Here is a 25274-nt window from a genome sequence, read left to right on the forward strand (position 1 = left end):
TCATTAGGGTCAGTTCATTCCAATTATTAATGCTTAAATAAATGTTTTGTTTCAATTATTAAAAGAAACCCAGTTTATTCTTATCGTAAGAGATTAACATATTTTTGGTTTGGCGATAGTGACCTAACATCATTTTATGATTTTCTCTACCAACGCCAGATTGTTTATAACCTCCAAATGGCGCTCCTGCGGGGTAAGAATGATATTGATTTACCCAAACCCGACCAGCTTGGATAGCTCTCGGTACTTGGTACAGTTCATGTGCATCACGAGTCCAAACGCCAGCACCTAGTCCATAAAGTGTATCATTTGCAATTTCTATTGCTTCTTCAACTGTTTTAAAAGTAGTGACTGCCAGTACCGGACCGAAAATTTCTTCTTGAAAAATTCTCATTTTATTATGACCCTTAAAAATGGTTGGTTTGATGTAGTAACCTGATTCAAGATCCCCTTCCAATTTATTTACATCACCACCAGTTAATAGTTCAGCACCTTCTTCTTTTCCTAATTTGATGTAAGCAGCAATTTTCTCAAACTGAATTTTAGATGCCTGTGCGCCCATCATTACGGTTCTATCCAGCGGACTACCGATTTTTATTGCTTCTGTTCTTTCGATTACTTTTGCGATGAATCTATCGTAAATATCTTCTTGGATTAACAATCGGGATGGACAAGTACAAATTTCACCTTGATTTAAAGCAAACATTACTGCACCTTCAACTGCTTTATCTAAAAATGCGTCGTCTTCATCCATTACCGAACTGAAGAACACATTTGGAGATTTTCCACCTAATTCTAACGTTACAGGAATAATGTTTTCCGTAGCATATTGCATTACTAACTTTCCGGTAGGTGTTGAGCCAGTAAATGCCGCCTTTGATATTTTTGGATTAGTAACTAATGCTCTGCCAAGCTCTGCGCCAAAGCCATTTACAATATTGATAACTCCAGGAGGCAACAAATCGCCAATTAATTCCATTAAAACCATAATAGAAATTGGAGTGCTTTCAGCAGGTTTAAGCACAACGCAATTACCAGCGGCTAGTGCTGGAGCTAGCTTCCAAATACCCATTAAAAGTGGAAAATTCCAAGGAATAATTTGTGCAACTACACCAATTGGTTCGTGTACAATTAATGAAACCGTATTTGCATCCAGCTCAGAAAGCGAGCCTTCCTCCGCACGAATTACGCCAGCAAAATACCTGAAATGATCTATTCCCAACGGTAAATCTGCAGCTAAAGTTTCTCTTACCGCTTTTCCATTATCAATTGTTTCAACAGTGGCCAGATATTCTAAGTTATCTTCCATTCGTTGAGCAATCTTATTTAAAATAATACTTCTTTCTGTCGAAGACGTTTTGCTCCATGTTTTAAAAGCTTCATGTGCAGCATCTACAGCTAGTTCTAAATCTTCTTTTGATGAGTGGGCAGCCTTGGTAAATACTTTCCCATCAATCGGCGAGATGTTATCGAAATAAATGCCTTTTACTGGTGGTACAAACTTACCTCCGATATAATTATCGTAGTGGGTTTTGAATGATGGTCTTTCAATTAAATTTTCCATGATTATTATTGGTTTTTTAAATTGGAAAGCCACTAAGGTTTTTTCTGAGATTGAATTTTATCGGAATTGCTCATAGTGAATTTCGCGATTACAAGATTTGGTTAATACAAACCTAATCGCAAAGCCAATGTAGCAGGTAGTATAATCGGCTCAATTGGTAGCACTTTTCATTCATGCTTTGTAACCTTATTGAATCGATATTGCGCTTGTTGTATAAATACGTAATGTAATCGGATAAGTATAATTTGGCGTCGCCAAAATCAACCTATAAATCAATGAAATAAATTATATTTGATTATTAAGTAAATGTCTAACCAAAATCAATTCGGATTATGCAACACACATTAGATCAGGTAAACTTAAGTGCTTCAAAAAATCTTCAAACCTTAGTTGAGAACAGGACTTCTTATACTTTGGAAAGATGTGAATTAAGTGTTTTTGAAACTTATGCCGAGTCTTATAAGGTTCCATTAACCTTTAACGATTTTGTGATTACCAGCATGTTACGTGGCAAAAAAGTGATGCATTTATTTGATAAAAAGGGCTTTGATTATTTTCCGGGACAAACGGTTATCGTTCCTCCATCGGTTACTATGAAAATTGATTTTCCAGAGGCAACAACGCTTAATCCAACCCAATGTATTGCCTTGGCGATTGATCAGGAGCAGATTAAAAAAACGATTGCTTATCTGAATGAATTTTTTCCGAAAGAGGGAAGTAATGAAAAGTGGCTTTTAAATTATGATGAATATCACTTTTACAATAATGAGGAAATTGCCTACCTTATAAATAAAGTTATCCGGATCTGCTCGGAAAGAACAAAGGAAAAAGATGTATTAGCTGATTTAACTTTGAAAGAGTTATTGGTTAGGATTATGCAGTCTCAAAATCTTAAAACGATTAGTGATGAAGCTTATAATCTTAATCAGAATCCGCTTGCATTTGTTTTAAACTACATTAAATCTAACCTGAACGAAAAGATTAGCATCAATAGTTTGAGCGATAAGGCTTGCATGAGCAAGGCGACATTTTATAGATTATTTAAAAGAGAATTGGGGATTAGTCCAAATGATTTTATTTTAACTGAAAAAGTTAATCGGGCAAAAATTTTGCTTGCTCAGCCAGGAAATAAAGTTGCATCTACAAGCTATGAATTAGGTTTTACAGATGCTAATTACTTCATAAGGGCATTTAAGAAAATTGTTGGGGTTACGCCTGGCGCATATCAATTGCAGGTAGCCAATCAGTTAATTCATTAATTTTCCAAATACCTTTTTGAATAGGTAATTCCCATCAAATCATAACGTTTAAACTGTGTCATTAATCGCTTTCGAAAATCTGGATAGTTTCGCTTTTCTTTCGGACTCCATAAAATTTCGCTTAAGGCATCTAGTCTGGGGAAAAGCTGATATTGAACCTTTGCTGGGTTGGTAATATACTCAGTCCATAAGCAACCTTGTCCGCCCCAAATGTATTTGGCTTGTTCTGCATTTAATTCAGCAGGAATGGGTTCGTAATTGTAAACATCGGCAAGAAGGGAAGCTTTGCCTGCAGTCAGACTATCTTCCTTTACAAATTGAGCATGATTGAAATAAACTTTATCCTCAGGCGTCATGATGGCTTTGTGGTTTTGCTTGGTCGCTTCTGTTCCACCTTTTTCTCCTTGCCAACTCATCACTACCGCATTTGGTGCTAATCCTCCTTGTAAAATTTCGTTCCAGCCAATAATGGTTTTACCTTTGCTATTAACAAATTTCTCAATTCTTCTAATAAAATAGCTTTGTAGCTCGTTTTCTGATTTCAAGCCATTGGCTTTCATAAATTGCTGTGAAACTGTAGATTGTTTCCACCAAACCTTGGATGCTTCATCGCCACCGATGTGAATATATTGCGATGGAAATAAATCCATTACCTCAGATAAAACATTTTCCATGAATTTAAATGTCGTATCAGATGCTTGAAGTATGTTATTATATTTGTTCATCATTCCCCAAGTTTGTGCAACCTCATATTTTTTGTTTGGCTCGGTGCCTAGTTCTGGGTATGCGGCCAGTAAAGCCATACTGTGTGCTGGCATTTCAATTTCGGGGATGATGATGATATAACGTTTCGCTGCATAATCGATCACTTCTTTTATTTGCTCTTGCGTATAAAAACCACCATGTTTAATTCCGTCGGTTTTTATTACAGCATCTTTAGGTGTAATTTTAATTTCTGTTGGTAAAACTTGATATTTGATATACTCATTTCCCTTTCCTGGCCACAAACCAATGATACTACCGTTTCGCCAGGCGCCAATTTCTGTGAGTTTTGGATATTTTTTAATTTCAATTCTCCAGCCATGGTCGTCGGTTAAATGCCAATGAAAATAATTCATTTTATGGAGTGCTAAATAATCAATGTACTGCTTAATAAATGCAACATCGAAAAAATGGCGACTCACGTCCAAGTGCATTCCTCGGTAATCGAAGCGAGGGTAATCGGTTATGGTAACCGATGGAATTTGAAGTGATGTTGATTTTAACTCTGGTAGCAACTGAATTAAGGTTTGAATACCATAAAAAAGTCCATTTTCTGAACCGGCATAAATTACTGTTTGCTCGTAGTCGCTTATAAGTTCATATTCGTTTGAATTTTTTAATAAACGTGTAATTATTTCCAGTTTGATTATGTTTTTTTTACTTGTTGAATTTGGGTTAATCTGAAGTTTTAAGTCGTAATATTTTTGAATATAACTTTGTAGAAATAAAGCAGAATTGGCTAAGGGATCATTTGAAATAATTTCTGTGTTTTTATCAATGATAAATTTTTCTGTGCTTAATCCTGTCTTAATACTTACAGGCTGTGGAATGATATTTACTTCTTGAGCAAATAGGCTGTTGCAAAAAGCAATCGATAAAAGCAAAAAGATAATCTTCTTCATAATAGAATGGTTTTCCTTATCAAAAGTAATAATTATAGGTGGATGAAAGGAAAAGGTTTGAGAGAACAAATTACTTATATTCCTAAAGCCGATGGTAGGAAAATCATTTTAGGTTGTGTGCTTCGACAAGCTCAGCATGACAATCGCCAAAAATATTGAACGGACAGCGAGGCAGGAGTAAGCGATTATTGCTTGCTTTCGTTTCCAAATTATTTGAACCATATAAGACATTTAAGGAAGTGTAAGCTCAAGATGGAAAAGCTTAAATGTTCTTACATTCCTTGTATGGTAAAAAATGAGATTGCTTCGTCGGCTGAAAAAGCCTCCTCGCAATGACGACCTTGTGAAGATTTTGTGTATTCTATGTTTCCGTAGCAAAAAATAGAAGCAAAAAAAAATCCCGATAACTTTCGCTATCGGGATTAATATATTTAGTTAAAAAGAACTAGCCTTTTTTAGCTTTGCTTTCTTCGCCTTCTAATTGCGATTTCAATTGAGCCAATACGTCTAAATCTCCTAAAGTAGATTTCTCTACAGAATCTTTAACTTTTTTAACTGCTGTTATAGATGCTTTAGCTTCTTTCTTTTTAGCATTTCTTTCTTCTGCTACAGCTTCAGCTTTAACTTCTTCCCAAATACGAGCGTGAGAAACAACGATGCGTTTAGCTTCTTTGTTAAACTCGATGATTTTGAAGTCGTTAGTTTCTTCAGCTTTAACCGAAGTACCATCTTCTTTAACCATGTGTTTAGTTGGTACGAAACCTTCTACACCATAAGGTAAAGCAATAACAGCACCTTTATCAGTTACTTTAACAACAGTACCTTGGTGAACCGAATCTAAAGTGAAGATCGTTTCGAAAGTATCCCAAGGGTTTTCTTCCAATTGTTTGTGACCTAAGCTTAATTTACGGTTATCAACATCAAGTTCTAAAACAACAACGTCTAATACATCACCAACTTTAGTGAATTCGTTAGGGTGGTTTACTTTTTTAGACCAAGATAAATCAGAGATGTGGATTAAACCATCGATACCTTCTTCAATTTCAACGAAAACGCCGAAGTTAGTCATGTTTTTAACTGTAGCTGTGTGCTTGCTTCCAACTGGGAATTTAGCAGCAACTTCTTGCCAAGGATCGTTAGATAATTGTTTAATACCTAAGCTCATTTTGCGTTCGTCTCTATCTAAAGTTAAAACTTCAGCTTCGATCTCATCACCAACTTTTAAGAATTCTTGTGGATTTCTTAAGTTTTGTGACCAGCTCATTTCAGAAACGTGGATTAAACCTTCAACACCTGGGATGATTTCTAAGAAAGCACCGTAATCTGCAACAGTTACGATTTTTCCTTTTACTTTAGAACCAACAGCTAAGTTAGCATCTAAATTTTCCCAAGGGTGAGGAGTTAATTGTTTTAAGCCTAAAGCGATACGTTTTTTCTCATCATCGAAATCTAAAACAACAACGTTGATTTTTTCATCTAATGATAATACTTCTTTTGGATGCTCTATGCGGCCCCAAGAAATATCAGTAATGTGAAGTAAACCATCTACACCACCTAAATCGATGAACACACCGAAATCAGTAATATTTTTAACAGTACCTTCTAATACTTGTCCTTTTTCTAATTTAGAAACGATTTCTACTTTTTGGCTTTCTAAATCGTCTTCAATTAACACTTTATGAGAAACGACTACGTTTTTAAACTCATGGTTAATTTTAACAACTTTGAATTCCATTGTTTTACCCACGTATACATCGTAATCGCGGATAGGTTTGATATCAATTTGAGAACCTGGTAAGAAAGCTTCAACGCCCATGATATCAACAATTAAACCACCTTTAGTACGGCTCTTAACGAAACCGTTGATGATTCTATCATTTTCAAGAGCCTCGTTAATAGCTTCCCAAGATCTTTGAGTTTTTGCTCTTTTGCGAGAAAGGATCAATTGACCGTTAGCATCTTCCGGTGCTTCAACGAATACGTCAACTGAATCGCCGATTTTTAAATCCGGTGTATCACGGAATTCTGAAGTAGAAACTAAACCGTCTGATTTAAAACCAACGTTTAATACTACATCTTTGTTGTTAATTGAAACAACAATACCGCTAATGATTTCACCTTTAGTGATTTGATTGAATGTTCCAGCATACATATCTTCAAACTTCTTACGGTCTGCATCATTGTAATTACCGAAAACTTTTTCATCTGCATCCCAATCGAAATCTTCGGTTGGTGTTGCTAATGATGATTTGATCGATTCGATCGAAACTGAATCAGCTTCTGATTCAATCGTTTCTTTTTCAGTCAGGCGTCCGCCTTCTCCCTGAAGCTCAGCTGTTTTTGCTGCTAATTCTTTTTCTGCTACTTGTTTTTTAGCCATTAATTAATTATCTCCTTTTTTCCCTATTTAGGGACTGCAAAGGTAAAACTTTTTTAATTAATAGGAAAGATTTTTTTAATAAATGTTGCTGATTTTTAGTGGATTAGAAAAGCAGTATCGAGTATTTAGTATCGAGTATCAAGATTAGGCGCTGAAAGGGGGTGTTTTGAAATTCTCCTTTCTCAGCGTAGTGTCCATAGGGCAGTGCTTTATTTTCTAATATAAAGAAGTAATGATTTGGAAATGAGCATTCAGTAGTTCTTCTGTTAAAGCAGTCCCGTTATTTGCTATAGCCCCGAAGAAAAATCGGGGGCTGCCGCTGCTACCGGGTTTAGATCGAAAGGATTGTGCAAGAACAAAGAATATTTAATTATTGAATAATGATATAAACTATTCAGAAATTTCACTCAACAGCTCAATCAGTTCTCTATCTGAAATATTATCTTTCTCAGATTTATCATAAATAGAAAGTAAATAAACAGTTGAATCTGAAATAACAAAATTAGTTATTATTCTTGCTCCACCAGATTTGCCTTTACCTTTGGATGCTATTGCAATTCGAATTTTATAACAGTTTTTTCCAATTGGAGTACCAATTTCTGGATCAATTCTTATATTTTTAACTAATTCTAAAAGCTCTTTCTTTAATGATGCATACTTTTTGAAGAGACGCTTGGTTTGCTTTTCAAAAGAGGAGATGGTTTTTACATTATAAACCATTCAAAAAAGCCTCAGCATCATGTCCCTCCAGCTTTCCTTGCTTAATCAGTTTTAATTCTTCAACAGCTTCTTTTATCTCTTCAATTAAAACGGCTTTGTGGTCAATAATGGTTTTCGTTTTAACATAAGGAATGCTATTAAGTACATCCATTAAGGAAGCTGCTTTATGATCTGGAATTTCTAATAACACTTTCATAATACCAAATATACAAATTTAAAATCCTACTTCTTTGTAAAAGTTCCTCTCGTAAAACCCTCTCCAATTAAAGTATTTTCGTCTCTTATCAATAACATAATCGTATTCTGCTGATCGTAGAGTTTGATCATTTCGCCATCAATAACATACTTTGAAGTGAAAGTAGAATCTGTATAGGCATCTGTAACCGTTACCGAATCTTTCGATTTAAATGTGAAAGTTTTATATTGTATATCTTCATTGCTGGCAAAAGTGCCAGCAACAGTTTTTTCTTGTATAAAAGTAATGAAACAAAAATAACCTGTAACCAAGATAATTACTACTGAAAAACCGATAATGAGTTTATTCCCACTGGCATATTTTAAGGAGAAGAATAAAATGGCAGCCAATATTAAGGCAACAACAGCGAAAAAGATAATGTTGGTATAATCTGTAGCGGCTTGAGGTACTGATGCAGCAGGAACGGCATTTGTGGAAGCAGCCGGTTTAACTGGAGAAACTCGAACTAAAAACTCTCTACTTACCCAGCCTTCTCCGTTGGTAACCTTAATTTTAAAAAAGGTGCTATTGGTAGAGTCGATTACAGCAACATTTTCGTTTTCAGGAAGATATCCAATTACCTTGCTTTTTGAATCGGCCTTTGCTCTTACTCTCAAGTTATCAGTAGTTACTCGATAAATAATATCTGCTGCCGGGCTGGTTGGTGCAGTATTTGGCTGTGGCGCATTTGGCTGCTGTGCTGCTGGTTTTGAAGATGCAATTTTCTCTACAAAATCTTTACTTACCCAACCTTCTCCATTCTTTAGCTTAATTTTGTAAAACTTAGGATTGCTCGCATCTAAAACTATAATATTTTGATTTTGCGAAATATTGCTAATCACCTTGCTTTTCGGATCGCTCGTTGCTCTTACCCTTAATTTATCAGCTTTAACACGATAAGTATCTTGAGCGCTTAAGCTTATTGAAGAAATAAATAAGGCAATGAAAACGAAGAATATTCTAGTCATAATTTTGGGGATTCTGCAAAGCAGTTAATAAATATTTCAACGATGCCAAGAGCAAACATCGTGCTATTGTGCCAAAATTAGAAAATAGTTTTAAAACGAACCTAAGAAGATCATAAAAAGAGCTAATTGAATTTGTCTTTCATTAAATGAGGTTGAACAATATTGGTGTAAGGATATATTTCGAATATGTAAAAGAGGCCTTTTTTTGTATTTAACTTGTTTTTCTTAACATATTCTTTTAAGGAGCTTGTTATCTCTGATTCTATCCTGCTTTTGGCAGTTTTAGTATCATTCGTGTAGAAAATTATCTCTTCAATTTTCAAAGTGGAATCTATTTTAACTGAAAACAAGCTATAATCTCCAACTTTTTCGCTGCTGTAAGTTTTGTATTTTGAATCATTCAAATAGAGAGGGATAGTTTTTCCCGTAAATTTATTGATGTTGTTTCTCAGCGTTTCTAAAATAAATGGAATTTTTCCTTTGGCAAAGTTATAATCATCAGCCCTTTGCATACTACAATAGCCAGATGAAATTTTACCTTCTTTATCCTTGTATCCAAAAATTAACCATTTACTTCCTAGAATAAGTTTAATATCGCAAGAACTCTATATGTTCGGCATGTTATTATATCCTCCAATATTAATTGATTCTTGCGCTTCTCCCTTATAAAGCTGCTGAATGTTAATCGTAGTCTCGTAATAATCCTTGCCAATTCTGTTCTTATCTGTTTTAATAATTTCAGCTATAGCAACAAAATCAGCTTTATAAAAGCTTTCCGTTATGTATTCTAAGCCGCAGTGGCAGGCAAATAAGTTAGTTGATGTAAGCGTAATAAATATTACAATTATTAATTTCTTCATGGAAATAAGATGATTTAAATTTCAAATTCCATAATGGGCTTTACCAACTTCCGCCTGTACCACCTCCGCTACTTCTTCCACCACCCCAACTGCTTGATGATGATGAACTGCCACTACTGGAAGAAGAGGAACTTGATGAAGATTTAGATTCGACTAGCATAGCTAGTGTAATCCATTTAATGAATTCTACATTTTTACAACAGCTACATTCGTTTATCAGTTTTGCCTGACCATCATGACTATAAGTTGCTGCGGTAACGGTAACTTGTTTGTTTAATTTGTAAGTTCTGAAACCGCATTTCGGACATTCGGTGTAACCATTATATTCTTCAGCAGGCCACTGTTTAATAATATGCTCTTTACGATCTGTACTTTCCCAAATATCGTAATCGTAAGTTTTTGCAACTTCCTCAGCTCGCTGTCCGCCGCTTAAAAATGGTTTGCCTTCAATGTTGATATCCCTATCCACACGAATCATTTCTCGATTTTTATTATCAAGAATTGGCGTGAATCGATCAATGTTTTTAGCTCGCTTAAATAAGTAGTTAATAAGTGTGAAGAGTATCAACGGAGAAAAAATGACTAGCCAAAAGTTTTTTTTGTTGAAATCGGTAACTGCGTTGAAGAAATTTTTATCGTCAATATGTGTTTTCCTTAAAGTTGAAATATGAAATATATACCGAAAGAATAAGCCTACAGCTAAAATTCCATATAAAATGAAAGGTGCATGGGCTAATTTTACCCGCTCAAATAAACCAAAGCCATTAAAGAATACCATGGCGAAAATGCTGATAAACATGAACATGAAAAATCCTGCACAACCACTGGTAATGGTTTTTTCCAAATCAGTATTGCCTTTCCCTTTTAGATTTGTAGTCTTTTTAGCTTGCTTATTTACCAGTTTGAAAACGCCGATAAATGCTAAAATAATAACTATAACGGGCACCCAAACATCACCCAAGTCGTTATGCTCATCCTGTTGAGTGAAGAATTGATTGAGTTCTGATTTATTTTCGGGGTTTAAGATGATCACCCCAATGGCATCAATGGTATTAATTATGCCTTTTCCAAAATCATTTTCCCTAAAAGCTGGGATTAAATTTTGCTCAGCAATGTGTTTTAGTTTCACATCAGGCAAAACACCTTCAGTTCCTGTTCCGGTGATAAAACGATATTTGCGTCTATCTTTAGAAATGAATAACAATAAGCCATTGTTGCTCGTTTTCTGCCCGATTCCCCAAGTATTAAAAAGCTCATAAGCAAAATCAAAATCCTCTTGATCTTTATCAAAATCATTAACAATTACTACTGCAGCCTGTACATTGCTTTTCGCCGCGAAATTGGAAATTGAACTGTTGATATTAGCTACATCATCTGCACTTAAAATTCCATCAGGATTACTTACCCAACCACCGCCGTTATTTTTCGGATCTGGAATATCCTTAACTTGATATGCTTTTTGGGCATAAGTAAAATTAAAAAAAAGTATAAGTGCAAAAATACCAACTACTTTTAATAATGAATTTCGGAGCATCGTGAAATTAACATAAGGTTATAATCGTTTACATCATTCGCTAATAAGGTGGATTTTATTCTTTCAATATTCTATCCAATACCTTATCCAATTTTGATTTATCTTTTGCGTAAGGAGCTAAATCAAAAAGCTGAACGGTTTTAAATTCGATTGGGTGGCTTTCACTTTGTAGAGAAATATAACCAGATTTTAATAGAGTGCCATCAACTTTAACCTTTGGATCGAAGTTAGAAACGCTTCCGCCACCAATTTGTGGTTTGGTATATTCCAAAACTACTTCGCCAGCAATAATGTGTTTAATAACTGAATCACCAAGGACTAAAAATTCTGCCGTTACCCATTGATCGCCTGCATATGTTTTCGATTTTGAATCTAAGCAGTGTGGTGTAAATAACTCACCTTTATAATTAATTAACGTTCCTGGTGTACAAACGTTACTGGTATGTCTTTCGTGTTCACCATCACCACCAAGAATTTGAGCTTCAACCGATATCGGGAAGTCTTGATCTTTAAGCATGGTAGCAGGATCCTGACAATGCAACATTGCACCACTATTTCTGGTTGCCCAACCCTCGCCACCTTTAGCTTGGTCGCCAACAAAGCGATAAGTAACTTTTAACAAATAAGAAGAGAATGGCTTTTTATAGAAAATATGGCCATACTGTTTATCGAACTCGGTGTAACCATCGTAGCTTACCTTCATCAATCCGTTTTCTACCCTAAAAGTATTGGCGTAATTATCCTTATAATCGTGTTTGGAAATTTTAACGTTCCAATCCTTTAGATCTTTTCCATTGAAAAGATTAATCCAACCTTTTTGGGCGCTGGCATTAAAGGAAATAGATGCAACAATAAAGAATAACAGAGTAGGCAGTTTTGATTTCATGGTAGCTTAATGGTTAGGTGCTAAAAATATGAAATTAAAATCAACTCGATAAATAAAATTCTAATTAGGTAGTGATTCAACTTTTTCTAAGGCAAAAGCCAATTGTTCTTCCTGCGTTAAATCGGTATTATCCAATATTATGGCATCATCGGCCCTAACCAGCGGACTTTCTTTACGTGTGGTATCAGCATAATCGCGGTGAGCCAGATTTTCAAAAACTTCTTCTAGGGTAGTTTCATTGTTTCCTTTACTTTCCAGCTCCTTAAACCTGCGTTCTGCCCTGATTTTTGGATCTGCCGTCATAAAGAATTTTAAAGGTGCATCAGGAAAAACGGTTGTGCCAATATCGCGGCCATCCATTACGATGCTTTTTGATTTTCCCATACGTTGTTGTTGTTTCACCATTTCGTGGCGAACAATTTTATGGGCAGAAACCTCACTTACATTTTCAGAAACGGGCATAAGGCGAATTTCATCAGAAACTTCCTCGCCGTTAAGCGTAATGTGCGATTCGTAATCACGAGAATGAAAATTTAGTTCGATATGTTGTAACGCATCAGTAACAGCATTGTCATCAGAAATATCGATCTTATTTCTTAGAAAATATAGAGTAACCGCACGATACATCGCTCCGCTATCTACATAAACAAAACCCAATTTTTTAGCTAATGCTTTCGCTAAAGTGCTTTTTCCGCAAGATGAATAGCCATCAATAGCTATAACCAAATTCTTCTTCATTTTGTTACAAAGGTAAAAAATTGAAGCACATTGCTAAATTTTTTAAGTGTATTTAGAGAAATAATAAAGCCTTAAAATGAAACATAGCGATTTAAATTTTGTTTATCCTTAAACGAAAAATTATGTTATTATCTGAAAAAATGTTATCTGCATTAAATAACCAAGTTAAATTAGAAGCTGAGTCATCGCAGGTATATTTGGGAATCGCATCATGGCTAGAAACACAGCCTGGTTTAGAGGGTTATACTGAGTTTTTTTATCGCCAAAGTGATGAAGAGCACCACCATATGCTGAAGTTAATTCATTACATAAATGATAGAGATGGGCATGCAATAATTACAGCACTAGACATGCCTAAAAATTCATTCGGCCAAGTTGTAGAGGTTTTTCAGGATTTTTTAGATAATGAATTGCTAGTTTCAGCAAGCATTAATGATTTGGTAGAATTGGCTTTGAATGAGAAAGATTATCTAACCTTTAAATTCTTGCAATGGTATTTAGATGAGCAGCTAGAAGAAGAGAAAATGGCTAAAACTATGCTTGCAAAGCTTGAATTGGTTGGAAATGATAGAGGTGGAATTTATCAACTGGATAAAGATATTGTTGGCTTGCGCACTAAGGTAAGTGAAACCAAAGAAGGGGAATAAGCCAATTCCAATTGATGGATCAATTTTGTACTTTTGCGGAATGTTACCCACTAGAGAAGAAATTTTAAAATCCGTTACATTCAAAACCTCCAGGAGTGGAGGCAAAGGTGGGCAAAATGTAAATAAAGTATCGAGTAAGGTTGAGCTAATATTTGATTTAGAGAGTGCTTTGTTTCTTGATGATGATGAAAAGTTATTATTAAGGACTAGACTAGAAAACCGATTGGATTCTGATGGCTTGTTACATGTTGTTTCTCAAGAGGATAGGAGCCAGCTTCTAAATAAGGAGAAAACGGTAGCCAAATTAATAGAGCTCTTGAAGCGATCGCTCCAAATTCAAAAAAAACGGAAGCCAACCAAAATTCCGAAATCGGTTATTCAGAAGAGATTGAATAATAAAGCAGTTATGGCTAATAAGAAAGAATCTCGTAAAAAACCAAGTTTTGATTAGCTTTTTTTAATAAGCTTAATGTCCTTGATAAGATCTTGTTAAACAAGCAAAAAATTCAACAATTTATTTCCCAAATCGATAATATAAACTCAAGCCGCCATAATTCTGTGCCTTGGCAACACTTTTAATTTCCTTGGTTTTGAAAATGATATTAAAATCTGCGGTGAATCTTTTTGAGCTATAATTTACCCCGAATTGCTGTTCGAACACGATTGGCTTAACGCCGAAAGTAACCGGACTTTCATCATTAAATAAGCTTCCTTGAATGGTTGCATCATCCGCAACTACATTCAGTTGAGGTTTTAAATAAAAGAAAAACTCAGATTTATTTAAGCTTTCTGTTTTTGAATCTCCAATCACAGCATTGTGATAAGCACTATTGTATAACTGGTTTAATCTTCCCGCTCTAAATAAAATAGAGGCTCCTAAGCCAGAAAAAGTTGTTCCTAAATTGGCGTACCCTTGGCCGCTAAAATCAACTACATTATCTTCAGTTCGGTAAAGCATTTTGCTGTAGTTTGCAGCTAGATTTACGGCAACCTCATTTTTGATTTGATATTCCCAGCCTGAAGGTGTATAGAAACCAACGGTTTTATGTAGAAAACGCTGTGCATCCTGCGCTAGAGAATTTGGGCCCACTGTTCCAATCTCTATACTTGTTTTTAAAACACTTTCATTTTTATAGAAAACTGAATATGCTGCACCAGCATACAAATAGCCCGCAAAAGGCCTATCCTGATCTTCCTTTTTAGCTACCATTCCCCAGTAAGGCGTATACATTTTCTGGCCCGCAGATATTTCAAAGGTTTTCTTCTCGATTTTGTCAGATAGTTTTTCAGTGTTTATCGCCCTGCGGAAATAAATAAATAAGCCATTCGTATAATAACGATCATTAAGTGTCGCTAAATAAGCATCGTTCTCTGTTTTAAAACCGAATTCGTTTTTAAAAGATTGAGCAAAACTTGTTGAAACAAGCAAGCAAAGAAAAATTGTAAGTGAAAAATTCCTCATAAAAAAAGTCCCGATGAATTATCGGGACTATAAAAGTATTTATTGTAATTGGTTTTTCGATTTTTATTCAAAAAGATTACAATTTAGTTGACAATTGGTAAAATTTTGATACTTAAATCCAATGGTTTTTTAACCTTATTTTTTGTAAGTGCCAAATCAATTACCTCACTCATTTCTGTAACATAATGGAAAGTAAGGTCTTTAATATAACTTTCCTTAATCTCTAAAATATCTTTTCTATTGCTTTTGCAAAGAATAATTTCTTTAATGTTAGCTCTTTTAGCAGCGAGGATCTTTTCCTTAATTCCGCCAACTGGAAGCACCTTTCCTCGTAAAGTTATCTCACCGGTCATGGCTAAATGTTGTTTCACCTTACGTTGCGTAAATGCAGATGTTAGTGCCGTAAGCATGGTTACGCCTGCTGATGGGCCATCTTTTGGAGTTGCACCTGCCGGAACATGGACGTGAACATCCCAGTTATCGAACAAGGTATAATCTATGCCAAATTCAGCAGCATGCGCACGTAAATAAGCCAAAGCAATTACAGCAGATTCTTTCATCACATCACCAAGGTTACCAGTTAATGTTAACTTTCCCTTTCCAGGGCTTAAGCTCGATTCGATAAATAAAATATCTCCACCAACACTTGTCCATGCTAAACCCGTAACCACTCCAGCAACCTCATTACCTTCGTAAAGATCTTTATCGTAAATGGGAGCGCCTAAAATGCGTTCAACATCTTCATTTGTTAAGGTTACATTATACTCATCTTCCATGGCAATCTTAGTTGCGACACCACGAACCAACGAGCCAACTTTCTTCTCTAAACCACGAACGCCAGATTCGCGAGTATAATCCTCGATGACTTTCTCGATTAATGCAGGTTTTAAGACGATATCCTTATTCTGCAAACCGTGATTTTCCTTTTGCTTAGGCAATAAGAATTTCTTTGCGATTTCGATTTTCTCTTCTATGGTATAGCCATTAACCTCGATAATCTCCATTCTATCTAACAAAGCAGGCTGAATGGTACTTAACGAATTGGCCGTAGCAATAAATAAAATGTTCGATAAATCGTAATCCATTTCTACGTAATGATCATAAAAAGCATTGTTTTGCTCAGGATCTAAAACCTCAAGCAGCGCTGATGATGGATCGCCACGATGATCGGTTCCTACTTTATCAATTTCATCTAAAACGAAAACAGGATTATCTGCACCAGCTTTTTTAATTGATGAAATAATACGACCTGGCATTGCACCAATATATGTTTTACGGTGACCACGAATTTCAGCTTCATCGCGAATGCCACCTAAGGCCATTCGTACGTATTTACGCCCTAAAGCTTTCGCTATAGATTTTCCTAATGATGTTTTACCAACTCCTGGAGGACCAACTAAGCATAGAATTGGCGCTTTCATGTTGCGTTTTAGCTTTAGCACTGCTAAATATTCTATAATACGTTGCTTAACTTTTTCTAAACCAAAGTGGTCTTTATCTAAAATTCTTTGAGCCCTTTTTAAATCAAAATTATCTTTGGTAAACTCGCTCCAAGGCAAATCTAACAGCAATTCCAAATAGTTTAACTGTACAGAATAATCTGGAGCAGCAGGATTCATCCTCCCGAGCTTATCTAATTCCTTATCGAAATGTTCGGCTACAGGTTTAGCCCACTTCTTCTTCTTTGCTTTTTCTTGTAATGCATCAAATTCCAAATCAGCAGAATTACCACCAAGTTCTTCTTGAATGGTTTTTAGCTGTTGATTTAAGAAATAATCACGTTGCTGTTTATCAAGATCGGTACGAACTTTAGATTGAATTTGATTTCTCAATTCCAACATCTGCAATTCTACCATTAAAAGCTCCATTACTTTCTGTGCCCTTTCTTGCAAATTACCCATTTCGAGGATTTTTTGCTTATCAGACATTTCGGCATTCATGTTAGACGAAATGAAGTTGATCAAAAATGAATTACTCTCAATGTTTTTAAGTGCAATACTGGCCTCACTGGGAATATTTGGAGAAAGCTGGATAATTTGGCTTGACATCTCACGGATAGAAGCGATTAAAGTTTTGAACTCCTTATCGGCTTTGTGTTTTTGCTCTTCAAATTTCTTAACAACAGCTTTAATATATGGCTCGTTTTGTGCTTCTTCTATTAAACTAAAACGTTGCTTACCTTGAATAATAACGGTAGTATTACCATCGGGCATTTGCAACAATTTAATAATATTGGCAACTGTTCCAACGGTGTTAAGTTGCTCAAATGTAGGGTCTTCGATAGAAACATCTTTTTGAGATACAACCCCGATAATTTTGTTCCCCTTATAAGCTTCCTTAATTAATTTTATAGATTTATCTCTTCCAACAGTAATTGGAATAACTACTCCCGGAAATAAAACTGTATTTCGCAACGGCAAAATCGCCAATGTTTCAGGCGTTTCCTCATTGTTCATTTCCTCTTCATCTTGTTGAGACATTAAAGGGAAAAATTCGGTATCCTCGTTTATTATTGGCATAGCAGAATTGAAATCAAATATATCTTGTTTACTCATTATCACGTTTTCTCTAACGACAAACTGGCAGTTCAATCGTATTCACTTTGTTTGTTTATGTTGTTAAGCTAATAATTTCAACTCTTGTGCCAAAGTAAAAATAATATTAAACTTATGTTAAAAAGGCAGAGCAATTTAAATAATTCCGCCAATATCATATAAAGTATTTTTTAGCGTTAAAGCTAATGTTTAAGGGCTTTAGTTTTAAGATACTTAAAATTAAAAACGCTTAAATTATCAGAATAGGATTATATTGCAAAAAATTTCGCCTCTTTTGGCGCTCAATTTATTAAACTTATTTTTCATTACATGAAGTATTTTAAACAAGCACTTTTAGGATTAATCATTTTTTCATCAACAAGCAGTTTTGCCCAAAGTAATTACGAAAAGAGCATGCAGGCAATGATGAAAGGTGATTTTAAAACTGCTGTTACCCAATTGGAAAAAGCCGATACAAAAACGCCTGATAATGCTAAAATTTTGCAAATGTTGGGTTATTCTTATTTTCAAAACGGCGAATATGAAAAATGTATAGCAACTTATAGTCGTTTAATTGGCATAAAACCTACGGAAGTATCTGCTTATTATTACCGCGGAAAAGCCAGGCTAAATATAGCAAATGATCCTAAGGAATCGTTGAACACAATGCGTGAAAATTTTTACATTGCAGCGATAAGAGACTTTACAAAAGCTATTGAAATTACAGGTGATGAAGATACGCAAATGCTTCAAAACCGTGGTTTGGCTTATAAGGATTACGCTATTTTCAAATCGTACAAATCGAAGAAAAAGGACGAAAAAGCTGCTTGTGTTGCATTGTTTAATAACTCTATTGCCGATTTTCAGAAAGTGTTAACTGTGCAGCCGATAAGAAAAGATATTATTGATTGGATTACTTATGATAAAGCTCAAATTACAAGCTTGAAATAAAATTTGTAAAAAAGGGAAGCTTGAATTTTTTAAGCATCCCTTTTTTTTATCAGAATTTTCCGTTAATTAAATAATTTTTCTCTTCAAGCAACCTAATTTTCTGTCGCTTTTTTATTTGATATAAACTGTCAGGACAATAAGTTAGCGTATCGTGAGACTGAAATAGAATGTTTTTATTATCGATAACGATTTCTATTTTGCCTGCCCTTTGGCCATTCCAAGTAATAGAAACCATCTTAACAGGGATTTTTTTATTATCGGAAGTATAAATATCTACTCCATTTTGTTCCCTTACTCTAAAACTACCTCTCCACGATTTTCTATTGATATCTGCATTTACAAAAATGGCCAATTCCTTTTCCCAATTATGGATTTTAGTTATCTTGTTTTCAACGGATTCATTTATGCTAACCATTTTGTTTACGCTAGGATTAAGTTTTTGTAAGCGTGAAATTTCTTTTCCAAAAAAGCCCTTTAAATCAAAGTATAATAAGTCGATATCTGCCTCAGATTCCTTTCGCTGATTACAGGAAAACAATGCCAAAGCAAATACCAGAATATAAAGTTGTTTAGTCATTATACTAAAACGTTTCCTGTCATTTCCGCTGGAATAGCAACGCCCAGTATTTTTAAAACAGTGGGAGCAATATCGCCCAATTTTCCATCAGCAATAGTTTTATAATCCTTATCGATTAAAATGCACGGAACAAGGTTAGTGGTGTGTGCGGTATTTGCTGATCCATCTCTGTTAACCATAAATTCTGAATTGCCATGATCTGCTAAGAGAATAAATGAATAACCATTTTCTAAACCTTTATTTACAACGATTTCCGCACATTTATCTGCCGTTTCAACTGCTTTGATAACTGCTTCGAAAACACCTGTATGGCCAACCATATCTGGATTTGCAAAGTTAAGGCAAATAAAATCTGCCCATCCACTTTCCATTTCTGCGGTAATGGCTTCAGTAATTCCAGCAGCGCTCATTTCTGGTTGCAAATCATAAGTTGCAACTTTTGGAGATGGAACTAAAATACGTTTTTCGTTCTGGAACTCTGATTCTCTGCCGCCAGAAAAGAAGAATGTTACATGTGGATATTTCTCAGTTTCTGCAATCCGGATTTGATTCTTGTTATTTTCAGCCAAAACCTCACCAATTGTTTTTACTAAATCATCTTTGGTGAAAACTACATTAACTTTTTCAAAGCTTTCATCGTAAGTGGTCATGGTGACATAATACAATGGCAGTTTATGCATTTGCTGCTCAGGGAAATCTTTTTGAGTAAGTGCCGTAGTAATTTCGCGTCCTCTATCGGTACGGAAGTTAAAGCAAATTACAACATCGTCATTTTGGATGGTTGCAATTGGCTCACCATTATCTTGAGTTAAAACAATTGGTTTTAAAAACTCATCGGTTACTCCATTAGCGTAAGATTTTTGAATGGCGCTTAAGGCATCTTGCGTTTTCTCACCAATACCATTCACCATTACATCATATGCCTGTTTAACTCTTTCCCAGCGATTATCTCGGTCCATTGCGTAATAACGCCCAACCATTGTAGCCAACATAGCGTTGGTATCTTGGATATGGTTTTGAAGATCGGTAATAAAGCCTAAACCAGAGTTTGGATCGGTATCTCTGCCATCTAAAAAAGCGTGGATAAAAGTATTTTGTACCTTGGCTTCGTTAGAAGCATCGCATAAAGCCTTTAAATGCTCGATGTGAGCATGTACACCACCATTAGAAACCAAACCAATGAAATGAACAGGCTTGTTATTTTGTTTAGCATAATCGAATGCTGCAAGTAAAATTGGGTTTACATGCAGTTCTCTATCGGTAATCGATTTGTTAATTCTTCCAAGTTCTTGGTAAACCACACGACCAGCACCTAAATTCATGTGGCCAACTTCCGAATTTCCCATTTGTCCGGCAGGTAAGCCTACTGCCTCGCCCGACGCTTCAAGCTTAGAATTGGGATATTTTTGTAATAACGAATCGAAAAAAGGAGTGTTGGCGGCGTATGCAGCATCAGAATTATCTTGTTTTCCGTAACCCCAACCATCTAAAATTATAAGCGCAAGTTTTTTATCGTTTACCATATTTATAGAAAAATTTATTAACTAACACTAAAACAATTTCCTTTAAAACATGTTTTAGTATTTTATTTACCAGGCAAATATAAGTTTATTGCATGTTATATAAATTAAGTAATCAGTTTTTTGATAAGCTAATGGCATAATTTTAGCTACACGGTTCTGTATAAAATACAGAAATGATCCGGAGCTTGTTTTTACTAATTATTAGTTTGTCATCATTATATAGTCCTAATGCCATTCAGGCCGATATTATTGATGATTTATCATTGTATTTTAAGGCTAGCAATACCAAGGATATCGCCAAAAATTTTGCATCTACCATCGAACTGATCATTGTTGATGAAGAAGATGTATACTCAAAAGCACAGGGAGAACAAATCTTGAGAGATTTCTTTATCAAGCATCCCCCAGTAAAAACAAGTATTTTTCATAAAATTAACACAAATCCAAATTACCGTTTCGGGGTAATTATGTTAGGTACCTCAAAGGAGACTTTCAGAGTTTCCATCACCATGAAAAAGTTTAATAATAACTTCCTAATTACTGAATTGAGGATTGAGCCAGCCAAGGACTAATCATAAAAACTATTTTTTGGACAGTAATTGCTGAGATAAGTGCATTTAGGCTATTATCTGGTATATTTTACTTAGGTTATCTTTGCAAAATAAACCTGACAGGAGCGAGCACGAAACCAAATTTTTTATTTGGTGAGTACAGCAGATGGCAGGACTGACAATGAAATGAAATACAGGTTTTGCTTTCCAAATCCTTAATCAAAAGGTGTTATTTCGAAGCAAAAACGATGTTTTATACCTGTCAGTAAATTGTCTGCTAATAAATATTTCTTATTTTTGCGGTATAAACTCTAAACTTTGGATACTCAACTTATACGTCAATTCATAAAAAATGCCCTTGCCGAAGATGTTGGTGATGGAGATCATACTTCTCTTTCAACTATTCCAGCCGGTACTCAAGGAAAGGCTAAACTCATTATAAAAGAAGATGGAATTTTAGCTGGAATGGAACTAGCCGTTGAGATTTTTAAGGAAGTTGATGCAAGCTTGAAAGTTGATGTTTTATTGCAAGACGGTGCTGCGGTGAAGTTTGGAGATATTGGTTTAACTGTATCTGGAAGTACCCATTCTATATTAATTGCTGAGCGTTTGGTTTTAAATTGCATGCAGAGAATGAGTGGCATTGCTACTAAGACAAATCGTATTGTTGCGCTTTTAAAAGATACCAGGACAAGGATTTTAGATACACGAAAAACTACGCCGGGCTTACGATATTTAGAAAAGTGGGCTGTAAGAATAGGAGGTGGCGTAAATCATCGCATTGGCTTGTATGATATGATTTTGATAAAGGATAATCATGTTGATTATGCAGGTGGAATTTCTAATGCTATCAAAGCTGCTCAAAAATACCTTGTCGATCAGCAAAAGGCGCTACAGATAGAAATTGAGGTGAGGAATATTGAGGAGTTATCTCAAGTATTGGCAATGGGTGGAGTAGATAGAATTATGCTTGATAATTTTAATTTCGAAAATTTAAGAGCCGCTGTAAAACTAATCGATGGAAAGTTTATCACAGAGGCATCAGGCGGAATTACTGAAGAGAACGTAGCGGAATATGCTGCTTGTGGAGTAGATTTTATCTCGATGGGCGCACTTACGCATTCGGTAAAAAGTTTAGATATTAGTTTAAAAGCTTACTAAATGATTTGCTATAAAATTAAAAGCTTATTTTTTGTATCATTGTAGGCTATGGTTACGGTTTATTCGCTCAGCGCTTTATTAGTTGCTTATCTTTTTGGATCAATACCTACTGCTGTATGGCTCGGTCAGGCCTTTTACGGTGTTGATGTTAGAGAGTATGGAAGTGGCAATGCTGGCGCTACTAATACCTTTAGGGTTTTAGGTAAAAAAGCGGGAATTGCGGTAATGATAATCGATATAGCAAAAGGCTATACCGCGACAAATCTGGCCTATTTAATTGGCATGTCTGTAACCGGACCACAAAATTCAATCGTCTTTGTTAATTACCAATTGGCCCTTGGCGTAACTGCTGTAATGGGACATTTGTTTCCCGTTTTTGCAGGTTTTCGAGGTGGGAAAGGAGTTGCCACACTTTTTGGAATGATTTTGGCAGTTAACTTTGAAGCATCTATGCTTTGTGTTCTGGTTTTTGTGGTGGTATTATTATTAACTAAATATGTTTCATTAAGTTCGATATGTGCGGGATTTACTTTTCCGCTGAGTGTTGTCTTTCTGTTTCAGGTTTCAATAAAATCCGAAGTGCTTTACGGCATGGTTGTTTGTATCCTGATTTTAGTTACCCACCAAAAAAACCTAGAAAGGTTGCTGAAAGGCAAGGAATCCAAAGTGTATTTGTTTAGGAAAAAGGCTAATTAACTAACAAAAACACATTCACTAAAACTTATTTAAAGGCTTACTGTTTAATCTTCGGTTTTGCATATAAGTAATACTAATCATTTAAAAGCTCATCTATGAAAAAGTTATTTTTAACAGCAAGTGTTGCTGGGATTTTATTATTTAACTCATGTTCTACCGTTCCGTTAACAGGACGTAGTCGGTTCGATTTAGTTAGTAATGATCAGGTTTTACCTATGGCATTCCAAGCTTATAGTACTTTTTTAACGGAAAATAAATCTACTGTATTGCCTGCATCGAACGCTCAGGCATTAAAGGTCAAAACAGTTGGTAGCAGATTAATAACTGCCGTAAAATCTTACATGAATAGCAATAACTATGGTAATTTAATTGCTGATTACCAATGGGAAGTTAATGTTGTACAGAACAACGAAAAAAATGCTTGGTGTATGCCTGGTGGGAAAATTGTAGTTTACACTGGTATCTTACCTGTAACCCAAGATGACGCTGGTTTAGCAACAGTTATGGGTCATGAAATTGCACATGCTATTGCTGGTCACTCGGCAGAACGTATGTCGCAAGAAATGGTGGCACAAGGAATTGGCGCTGCAGCAGGTGTAGCCCTATCTAAAAACCCGAAGACACAATCTATCTTTAATACGCTTTATGGTGTTGGTACGCCGGTGGCGATGTTAAAATTTAGCCGTAACCAAGAGTTGGAAGCCGATCGTTTAGGTTTGATTTTTATGGCGATGGCTGGATATAATCCTTCTAATTCAGTGAATTTTTGGAATAGAATGTCGTCGGCATCAGCAGGAGCACAAAAACCAGCTGAGTTTTTAAGTACACACCCTAGTGATGCTACTCGTATTGCTCAAATTCAAAAATATTTGCCAGAAGCACAACAATATTACAAGAAATAGGGTTTAATACTTAAGGTTTAAATGGTGGAAAGTTTGGTGTTTGCTAGATTTTCCACCTTTTTCTATTTAAAGGAAAAACGATTTGCCTAGACTATTGTTTTTATTAATGTCTAACAACTAATTTCCCAATACTTTCAAAATTGCACTGGCCTTCAGTAAGCATTCTTCATACTCTTTCTCTGCATCGCTTTGATAAGTAATTGCGCCACCAACCTGAAAGGATAAATATTGGTTTTGTGCATTGTAAAGAATACTTCTGATGATAACATTGAAATCAAAATCCCCCTCAGAGCTGATACATCCAAAAGAACCAGAATAAATTCCTCGTTTGGTTTCTTCATATTTTTCAATCAGTTCCATTGCCATCACTTTTGGAGCGCCAGTCATAGATCCCATTGGGAAAGCATTTTTTATGGCATCGATAAAATGAATTTCTGGATTAAGCTCACAGCTGATGGTCGAAATCATTTGATGCACTTGAGGGAATGAATAGACCCCGAAAAGCTCTTCAACTTTAACTGATACTTTAACAGCAGATTTGGTGAGATCGTGGCGTACCAGATCCACAATCATAACATTTTCTGCTTGTTCCTTAACATCGTTTTTTAAATGGTATTTAATATTTTCATCTTCTTTAGGATCGTCACTTCGTCTTGCAGTTCCTTTAATCGGTTGCGAAATTAGTTTTGAGCCTCGTTTACATAAAAATCTTTCAGGGGTAGCCGATAAAATATAATGTTCGTAAATCTTAAAATAGCCTGCAAAAGGAGTGGGGGAAATTTGGTTTAATACTTCAAAAGTTTGAACTGGGTTAATTACGGCATTTTCAGCAAAAAACTCCTGACAAAAATTAACTTCATAAATATCACCACGAAGAATGTGATTCCTTAACGTCTCTACTTTGTTTATATATTGATCTTTCGTCAACCTTTGAGAAATTTCTAATTTTTCGACTTTAGCTTTTGAAATAAAATCAAAATTCTCTATTTCTATTAAAATGGAAGTTTCACCAATCAGAACTTTTGGTTCACCATTTTTATAGGCAATTAAATACTTGGGAACAAAGAAATATAGGTCTGGAAAGTTTAAATGATCTAAGTTATTCGATTGAAGATCCTCGATTTCGTTTTTTAGATCGTAGCTAAAGAAACCGAAAATCCATTGCTTGTGATTTTCATAAAATGCTTTTAATTGTTCAAAAGCATCGCCGCTAGCACATTTTAGCTCATGTTGAACACCAGCTGCAATAACAAAATCATAAGCTGAATAAGAGTCCTTGTATTGATTGGAGTCTAAGAAAGAACAGACCTCGAACTGATTTGCCCAATGCAATGCTCTTTGTTTAAAATCAGATATATTTTGTAGGTTTTTCAAGCTGCGCCAAAGGTAACTAAACGCAACATAAGTGGAAAGCTCTAATTATACAATCTTTTAATTAAGCAAAACCTTTTATTATTTGCAA

At 35.2% G+C, this 25274-nt stretch carries 24 protein-coding genes; 8 read left to right on the forward strand and 16 right to left on the reverse strand.

From position 1 onward, the window contains the following. Positions 1 to 58 precede the first annotated feature (58 nt). Entirely contained in the window at positions 59 to 1564 is a 1506-nt protein-coding gene (locus tag EZ449_RS17190) for an aldehyde dehydrogenase family protein (protein WP_131561144.1), read from the reverse strand. Between the two features lie 332 nt (positions 1565 to 1896). Here EZ449_RS17190 and EZ449_RS17195 point away from each other — a divergent pair, with 332 nt between their 5' ends. Continuing rightward, positions 1897 to 2823, forward strand: coding sequence for an AraC family transcriptional regulator (locus tag EZ449_RS17195; RefSeq protein ID WP_131561146.1), 927 nt, complete (start codon positions 1897 to 1899; stop codon positions 2821 to 2823). Here the strand turns inward: EZ449_RS17195 and EZ449_RS17200 are convergent. From EZ449_RS17200 to cmk, 10 genes are all read right to left on the reverse strand, one after another. Next, positions 2820 to 4487: a beta-N-acetylhexosaminidase gene (locus tag EZ449_RS17200; protein ID WP_131561148.1), complete on the reverse strand. Its 1668-nt coding sequence runs from the start codon at positions 4485 to 4487 to the stop codon at positions 2820 to 2822. The two genes, EZ449_RS17195 and EZ449_RS17200, sit on opposite strands and share 4 nt — an antisense overlap. Before the next feature lie 445 nt (positions 4488 to 4932). Further along, the gene (gene rpsA, locus EZ449_RS17205) at positions 4933 to 6867 is read right to left on the reverse strand and encodes a 30S ribosomal protein S1 (protein WP_131561150.1); all 1935 of its coding nucleotides are present in this window, start codon (positions 6865 to 6867) and stop codon (positions 4933 to 4935) included. Positions 6868 to 7257: 390 nt separating this feature from the next. After that, entirely contained in the window at positions 7258 to 7587 is a 330-nt protein-coding gene (locus EZ449_RS17210; RefSeq protein WP_131561153.1) for a type II toxin-antitoxin system RelE/ParE family toxin, read from the reverse strand. Beyond that, positions 7577 to 7783, reverse strand: coding sequence for a hypothetical protein (locus tag EZ449_RS17215; protein WP_131561155.1), 207 nt, complete (start codon positions 7781 to 7783; stop codon positions 7577 to 7579). The genes EZ449_RS17210 and EZ449_RS17215 overlap by 11 nt, the downstream gene beginning before the upstream one ends. Before the next feature lie 26 nt (positions 7784 to 7809). Further along, entirely contained in the window at positions 7810 to 8790 is a 981-nt protein-coding gene (locus tag EZ449_RS17220; protein WP_131561157.1) for an SH3 domain-containing protein, read from the reverse strand. Between the two features lie 122 nt (positions 8791 to 8912). Further along, positions 8913 to 9302 (reverse strand): hypothetical protein, encoded by a 390-nt coding sequence (locus EZ449_RS17225; protein ID WP_131561159.1) that lies wholly within the window; start codon positions 9300 to 9302, stop codon positions 8913 to 8915. 93 nt (positions 9303 to 9395) lie between these two features. After that, the gene (locus tag EZ449_RS17230; RefSeq protein ID WP_131561161.1) at positions 9396 to 9650 is read right to left on the reverse strand and encodes a hypothetical protein; all 255 of its coding nucleotides are present in this window, start codon (positions 9648 to 9650) and stop codon (positions 9396 to 9398) included. Between the two features lie 40 nt (positions 9651 to 9690). Beyond that, positions 9691 to 11184, reverse strand: a complete 1494-nt coding sequence (locus EZ449_RS17235; protein ID WP_131561356.1) for a TPM domain-containing protein — start codon at positions 11182 to 11184, stop codon at positions 9691 to 9693. A gap of 55 nt (positions 11185 to 11239) precedes the next feature. Continuing rightward, the gene (locus tag EZ449_RS17240; protein ID WP_131561163.1) at positions 11240 to 12070 is read right to left on the reverse strand and encodes a 3-keto-disaccharide hydrolase; all 831 of its coding nucleotides are present in this window, start codon (positions 12068 to 12070) and stop codon (positions 11240 to 11242) included. A gap of 60 nt (positions 12071 to 12130) precedes the next feature. Further along, positions 12131 to 12808 (reverse strand): (d)CMP kinase, encoded by a 678-nt coding sequence (gene cmk, locus EZ449_RS17245; RefSeq protein ID WP_131561165.1) that lies wholly within the window; start codon positions 12806 to 12808, stop codon positions 12131 to 12133. A 122-nt stretch (positions 12809 to 12930) separates the two neighbouring features. Between cmk and EZ449_RS17250 the strand changes: the two genes are divergently transcribed. Next, positions 12931 to 13455, forward strand: coding sequence for a ferritin (locus tag EZ449_RS17250; RefSeq protein ID WP_131561167.1), 525 nt, complete (start codon positions 12931 to 12933; stop codon positions 13453 to 13455). Between the two features lie 40 nt (positions 13456 to 13495). Then, positions 13496 to 13906: an alternative ribosome rescue aminoacyl-tRNA hydrolase ArfB gene (gene arfB, locus EZ449_RS17255; RefSeq protein WP_131561169.1), complete on the forward strand. Its 411-nt coding sequence runs from the start codon at positions 13496 to 13498 to the stop codon at positions 13904 to 13906. A gap of 63 nt (positions 13907 to 13969) precedes the next feature. On the opposite strand, the gene EZ449_RS17260 is transcribed toward arfB, so the two are convergent. After that, a complete protein-coding gene (locus tag EZ449_RS17260) occupies positions 13970 to 14917 on the reverse strand; it encodes a lipid A deacylase LpxR family protein (protein WP_131561172.1) in 948 nt (315 codons plus the stop codon). 83 nt (positions 14918 to 15000) lie between these two features. Then, complete coding sequence (lon, locus tag EZ449_RS17265; RefSeq protein ID WP_131561174.1) at positions 15001 to 17472, reverse strand: endopeptidase La; 2472 nt, start codon at positions 17470 to 17472, stop codon at positions 15001 to 15003. Between the two features lie 309 nt (positions 17473 to 17781). On the opposite strand from lon, the gene EZ449_RS17270 reads away from it, so the two are divergent. Next, positions 17782 to 18402, forward strand: coding sequence for a tetratricopeptide repeat protein (locus EZ449_RS17270; protein ID WP_131561177.1), 621 nt, complete (start codon positions 17782 to 17784; stop codon positions 18400 to 18402). A 49-nt stretch (positions 18403 to 18451) separates the two neighbouring features. On the opposite strand, the gene EZ449_RS17275 is transcribed toward EZ449_RS17270, so the two are convergent. Both EZ449_RS17275 and gpmI read right to left on the reverse strand, forming a co-directional pair. Continuing rightward, positions 18452 to 18979, reverse strand: coding sequence for a hypothetical protein (locus EZ449_RS17275; protein WP_131561179.1), 528 nt, complete (start codon positions 18977 to 18979; stop codon positions 18452 to 18454). Continuing rightward, positions 18979 to 20502: a 2,3-bisphosphoglycerate-independent phosphoglycerate mutase gene (gene gpmI, locus EZ449_RS17280; RefSeq protein ID WP_131561181.1), complete on the reverse strand. Its 1524-nt coding sequence runs from the start codon at positions 20500 to 20502 to the stop codon at positions 18979 to 18981. Before gpmI ends, EZ449_RS17275 begins: the two co-directional genes overlap by 1 nt. A gap of 206 nt (positions 20503 to 20708) precedes the next feature. On the opposite strand from gpmI, the gene EZ449_RS17285 reads away from it, so the two are divergent. The 4 genes from EZ449_RS17285 (at position 20709) to EZ449_RS17300 (ending at position 23812) form a co-directional block, all read left to right on the forward strand. After that, positions 20709 to 21074, forward strand: coding sequence for a DUF4783 domain-containing protein (locus EZ449_RS17285; protein WP_225872357.1), 366 nt, complete (start codon positions 20709 to 20711; stop codon positions 21072 to 21074). A gap of 297 nt (positions 21075 to 21371) precedes the next feature. Next, complete coding sequence (nadC, locus tag EZ449_RS17290) at positions 21372 to 22214, forward strand: carboxylating nicotinate-nucleotide diphosphorylase (protein ID WP_131561185.1); 843 nt, start codon at positions 21372 to 21374, stop codon at positions 22212 to 22214. 48 nt (positions 22215 to 22262) lie between these two features. Further along, a complete protein-coding gene (gene plsY, locus EZ449_RS17295; protein WP_131561188.1) occupies positions 22263 to 22910 on the forward strand; it encodes a glycerol-3-phosphate 1-O-acyltransferase PlsY in 648 nt (215 codons plus the stop codon). A 95-nt stretch (positions 22911 to 23005) separates the two neighbouring features. Then, entirely contained in the window at positions 23006 to 23812 is an 807-nt protein-coding gene (locus EZ449_RS17300; protein WP_131561190.1) for a M48 family metallopeptidase, read from the forward strand. 117 nt (positions 23813 to 23929) lie between these two features. Here the strand turns inward: EZ449_RS17300 and EZ449_RS17305 are convergent, their stop codons facing one another. Further along, the gene (locus tag EZ449_RS17305; protein WP_131561192.1) at positions 23930 to 25186 is read right to left on the reverse strand and encodes an anthranilate synthase component I family protein; all 1257 of its coding nucleotides are present in this window, start codon (positions 25184 to 25186) and stop codon (positions 23930 to 23932) included. Positions 25187 to 25274: the final 88 nt, after the last annotated feature.

Origin of the sequence: Pedobacter frigidisoli, from assembly GCF_004331675.1 — a bacterium.
GTDB classification, from domain to species: Bacteria; Bacteroidota; Bacteroidia; order Sphingobacteriales; family Sphingobacteriaceae; genus Pedobacter; species Pedobacter frigidisoli.

Excerpts from the sequence above, each read along its gene's own strand:
- EZ449_RS17190 (WP_131561144.1), bottom strand. The coding sequence starts at position 1,564 with ATGGAAAATTTAATTGAAAGACCATCATTCAAAACCCACTACGATAAT.
- EZ449_RS17195 (WP_131561146.1), top strand. The coding sequence starts at position 1,897 with ATGCAACACACATTAGATCAGGTAAACTTAAGTGCTTCAAAAAATCTT.
- EZ449_RS17200 (WP_131561148.1), bottom strand. The coding sequence starts at position 4,487 with ATGAAGAAGATTATCTTTTTGCTTTTATCGATTGCTTTTTGCAACAGC.
- rpsA (WP_131561150.1), bottom strand. The coding sequence starts at position 6,867 with ATGGCTAAAAAACAAGTAGCAGAAAAAGAATTAGCAGCAAAAACAGCT.
- EZ449_RS17210 (WP_131561153.1), bottom strand. The coding sequence starts at position 7,587 with ATGGTTTATAATGTAAAAACCATCTCCTCTTTTGAAAAGCAAACCAAG.
- EZ449_RS17215 (WP_131561155.1), bottom strand. The coding sequence starts at position 7,783 with ATGAAAGTGTTATTAGAAATTCCAGATCATAAAGCAGCTTCCTTAATG.
- EZ449_RS17220 (WP_131561157.1), bottom strand. The coding sequence starts at position 8,790 with ATGACTAGAATATTCTTCGTTTTCATTGCCTTATTTATTTCTTCAATA.
- EZ449_RS17225 (WP_131561159.1), bottom strand. The coding sequence starts at position 9,302 with ATGCAAAGGGCTGATGATTATAACTTTGCCAAAGGAAAAATTCCATTT.
- EZ449_RS17230 (WP_131561161.1), bottom strand. The coding sequence starts at position 9,650 with ATGAAGAAATTAATAATTGTAATATTTATTACGCTTACATCAACTAAC.
- EZ449_RS17235 (WP_131561356.1), bottom strand. The coding sequence starts at position 11,184 with ATGCTCCGAAATTCATTATTAAAAGTAGTTGGTATTTTTGCACTTATA.
- EZ449_RS17240 (WP_131561163.1), bottom strand. The coding sequence starts at position 12,070 with ATGAAATCAAAACTGCCTACTCTGTTATTCTTTATTGTTGCATCTATT.
- cmk (WP_131561165.1), bottom strand. The coding sequence starts at position 12,808 with ATGAAGAAGAATTTGGTTATAGCTATTGATGGCTATTCATCTTGCGGA.
- EZ449_RS17250 (WP_131561167.1), top strand. The coding sequence starts at position 12,931 with ATGTTATTATCTGAAAAAATGTTATCTGCATTAAATAACCAAGTTAAA.
- arfB (WP_131561169.1), top strand. The coding sequence starts at position 13,496 with ATGTTACCCACTAGAGAAGAAATTTTAAAATCCGTTACATTCAAAACC.
- EZ449_RS17260 (WP_131561172.1), bottom strand. The coding sequence starts at position 14,917 with ATGAGGAATTTTTCACTTACAATTTTTCTTTGCTTGCTTGTTTCAACA.
- lon (WP_131561174.1), bottom strand. The coding sequence starts at position 17,472 with ATGAGTAAACAAGATATATTTGATTTCAATTCTGCTATGCCAATAATA.
- EZ449_RS17270 (WP_131561177.1), top strand. The coding sequence starts at position 17,782 with ATGAAGTATTTTAAACAAGCACTTTTAGGATTAATCATTTTTTCATCA.
- EZ449_RS17275 (WP_131561179.1), bottom strand. The coding sequence starts at position 18,979 with ATGACTAAACAACTTTATATTCTGGTATTTGCTTTGGCATTGTTTTCC.
- gpmI (WP_131561181.1), bottom strand. The coding sequence starts at position 20,502 with ATGGTAAACGATAAAAAACTTGCGCTTATAATTTTAGATGGTTGGGGT.
- plsY (WP_131561188.1), top strand. The coding sequence starts at position 22,263 with ATGGTTACGGTTTATTCGCTCAGCGCTTTATTAGTTGCTTATCTTTTT.
- EZ449_RS17300 (WP_131561190.1), top strand. The coding sequence starts at position 23,006 with ATGAAAAAGTTATTTTTAACAGCAAGTGTTGCTGGGATTTTATTATTT.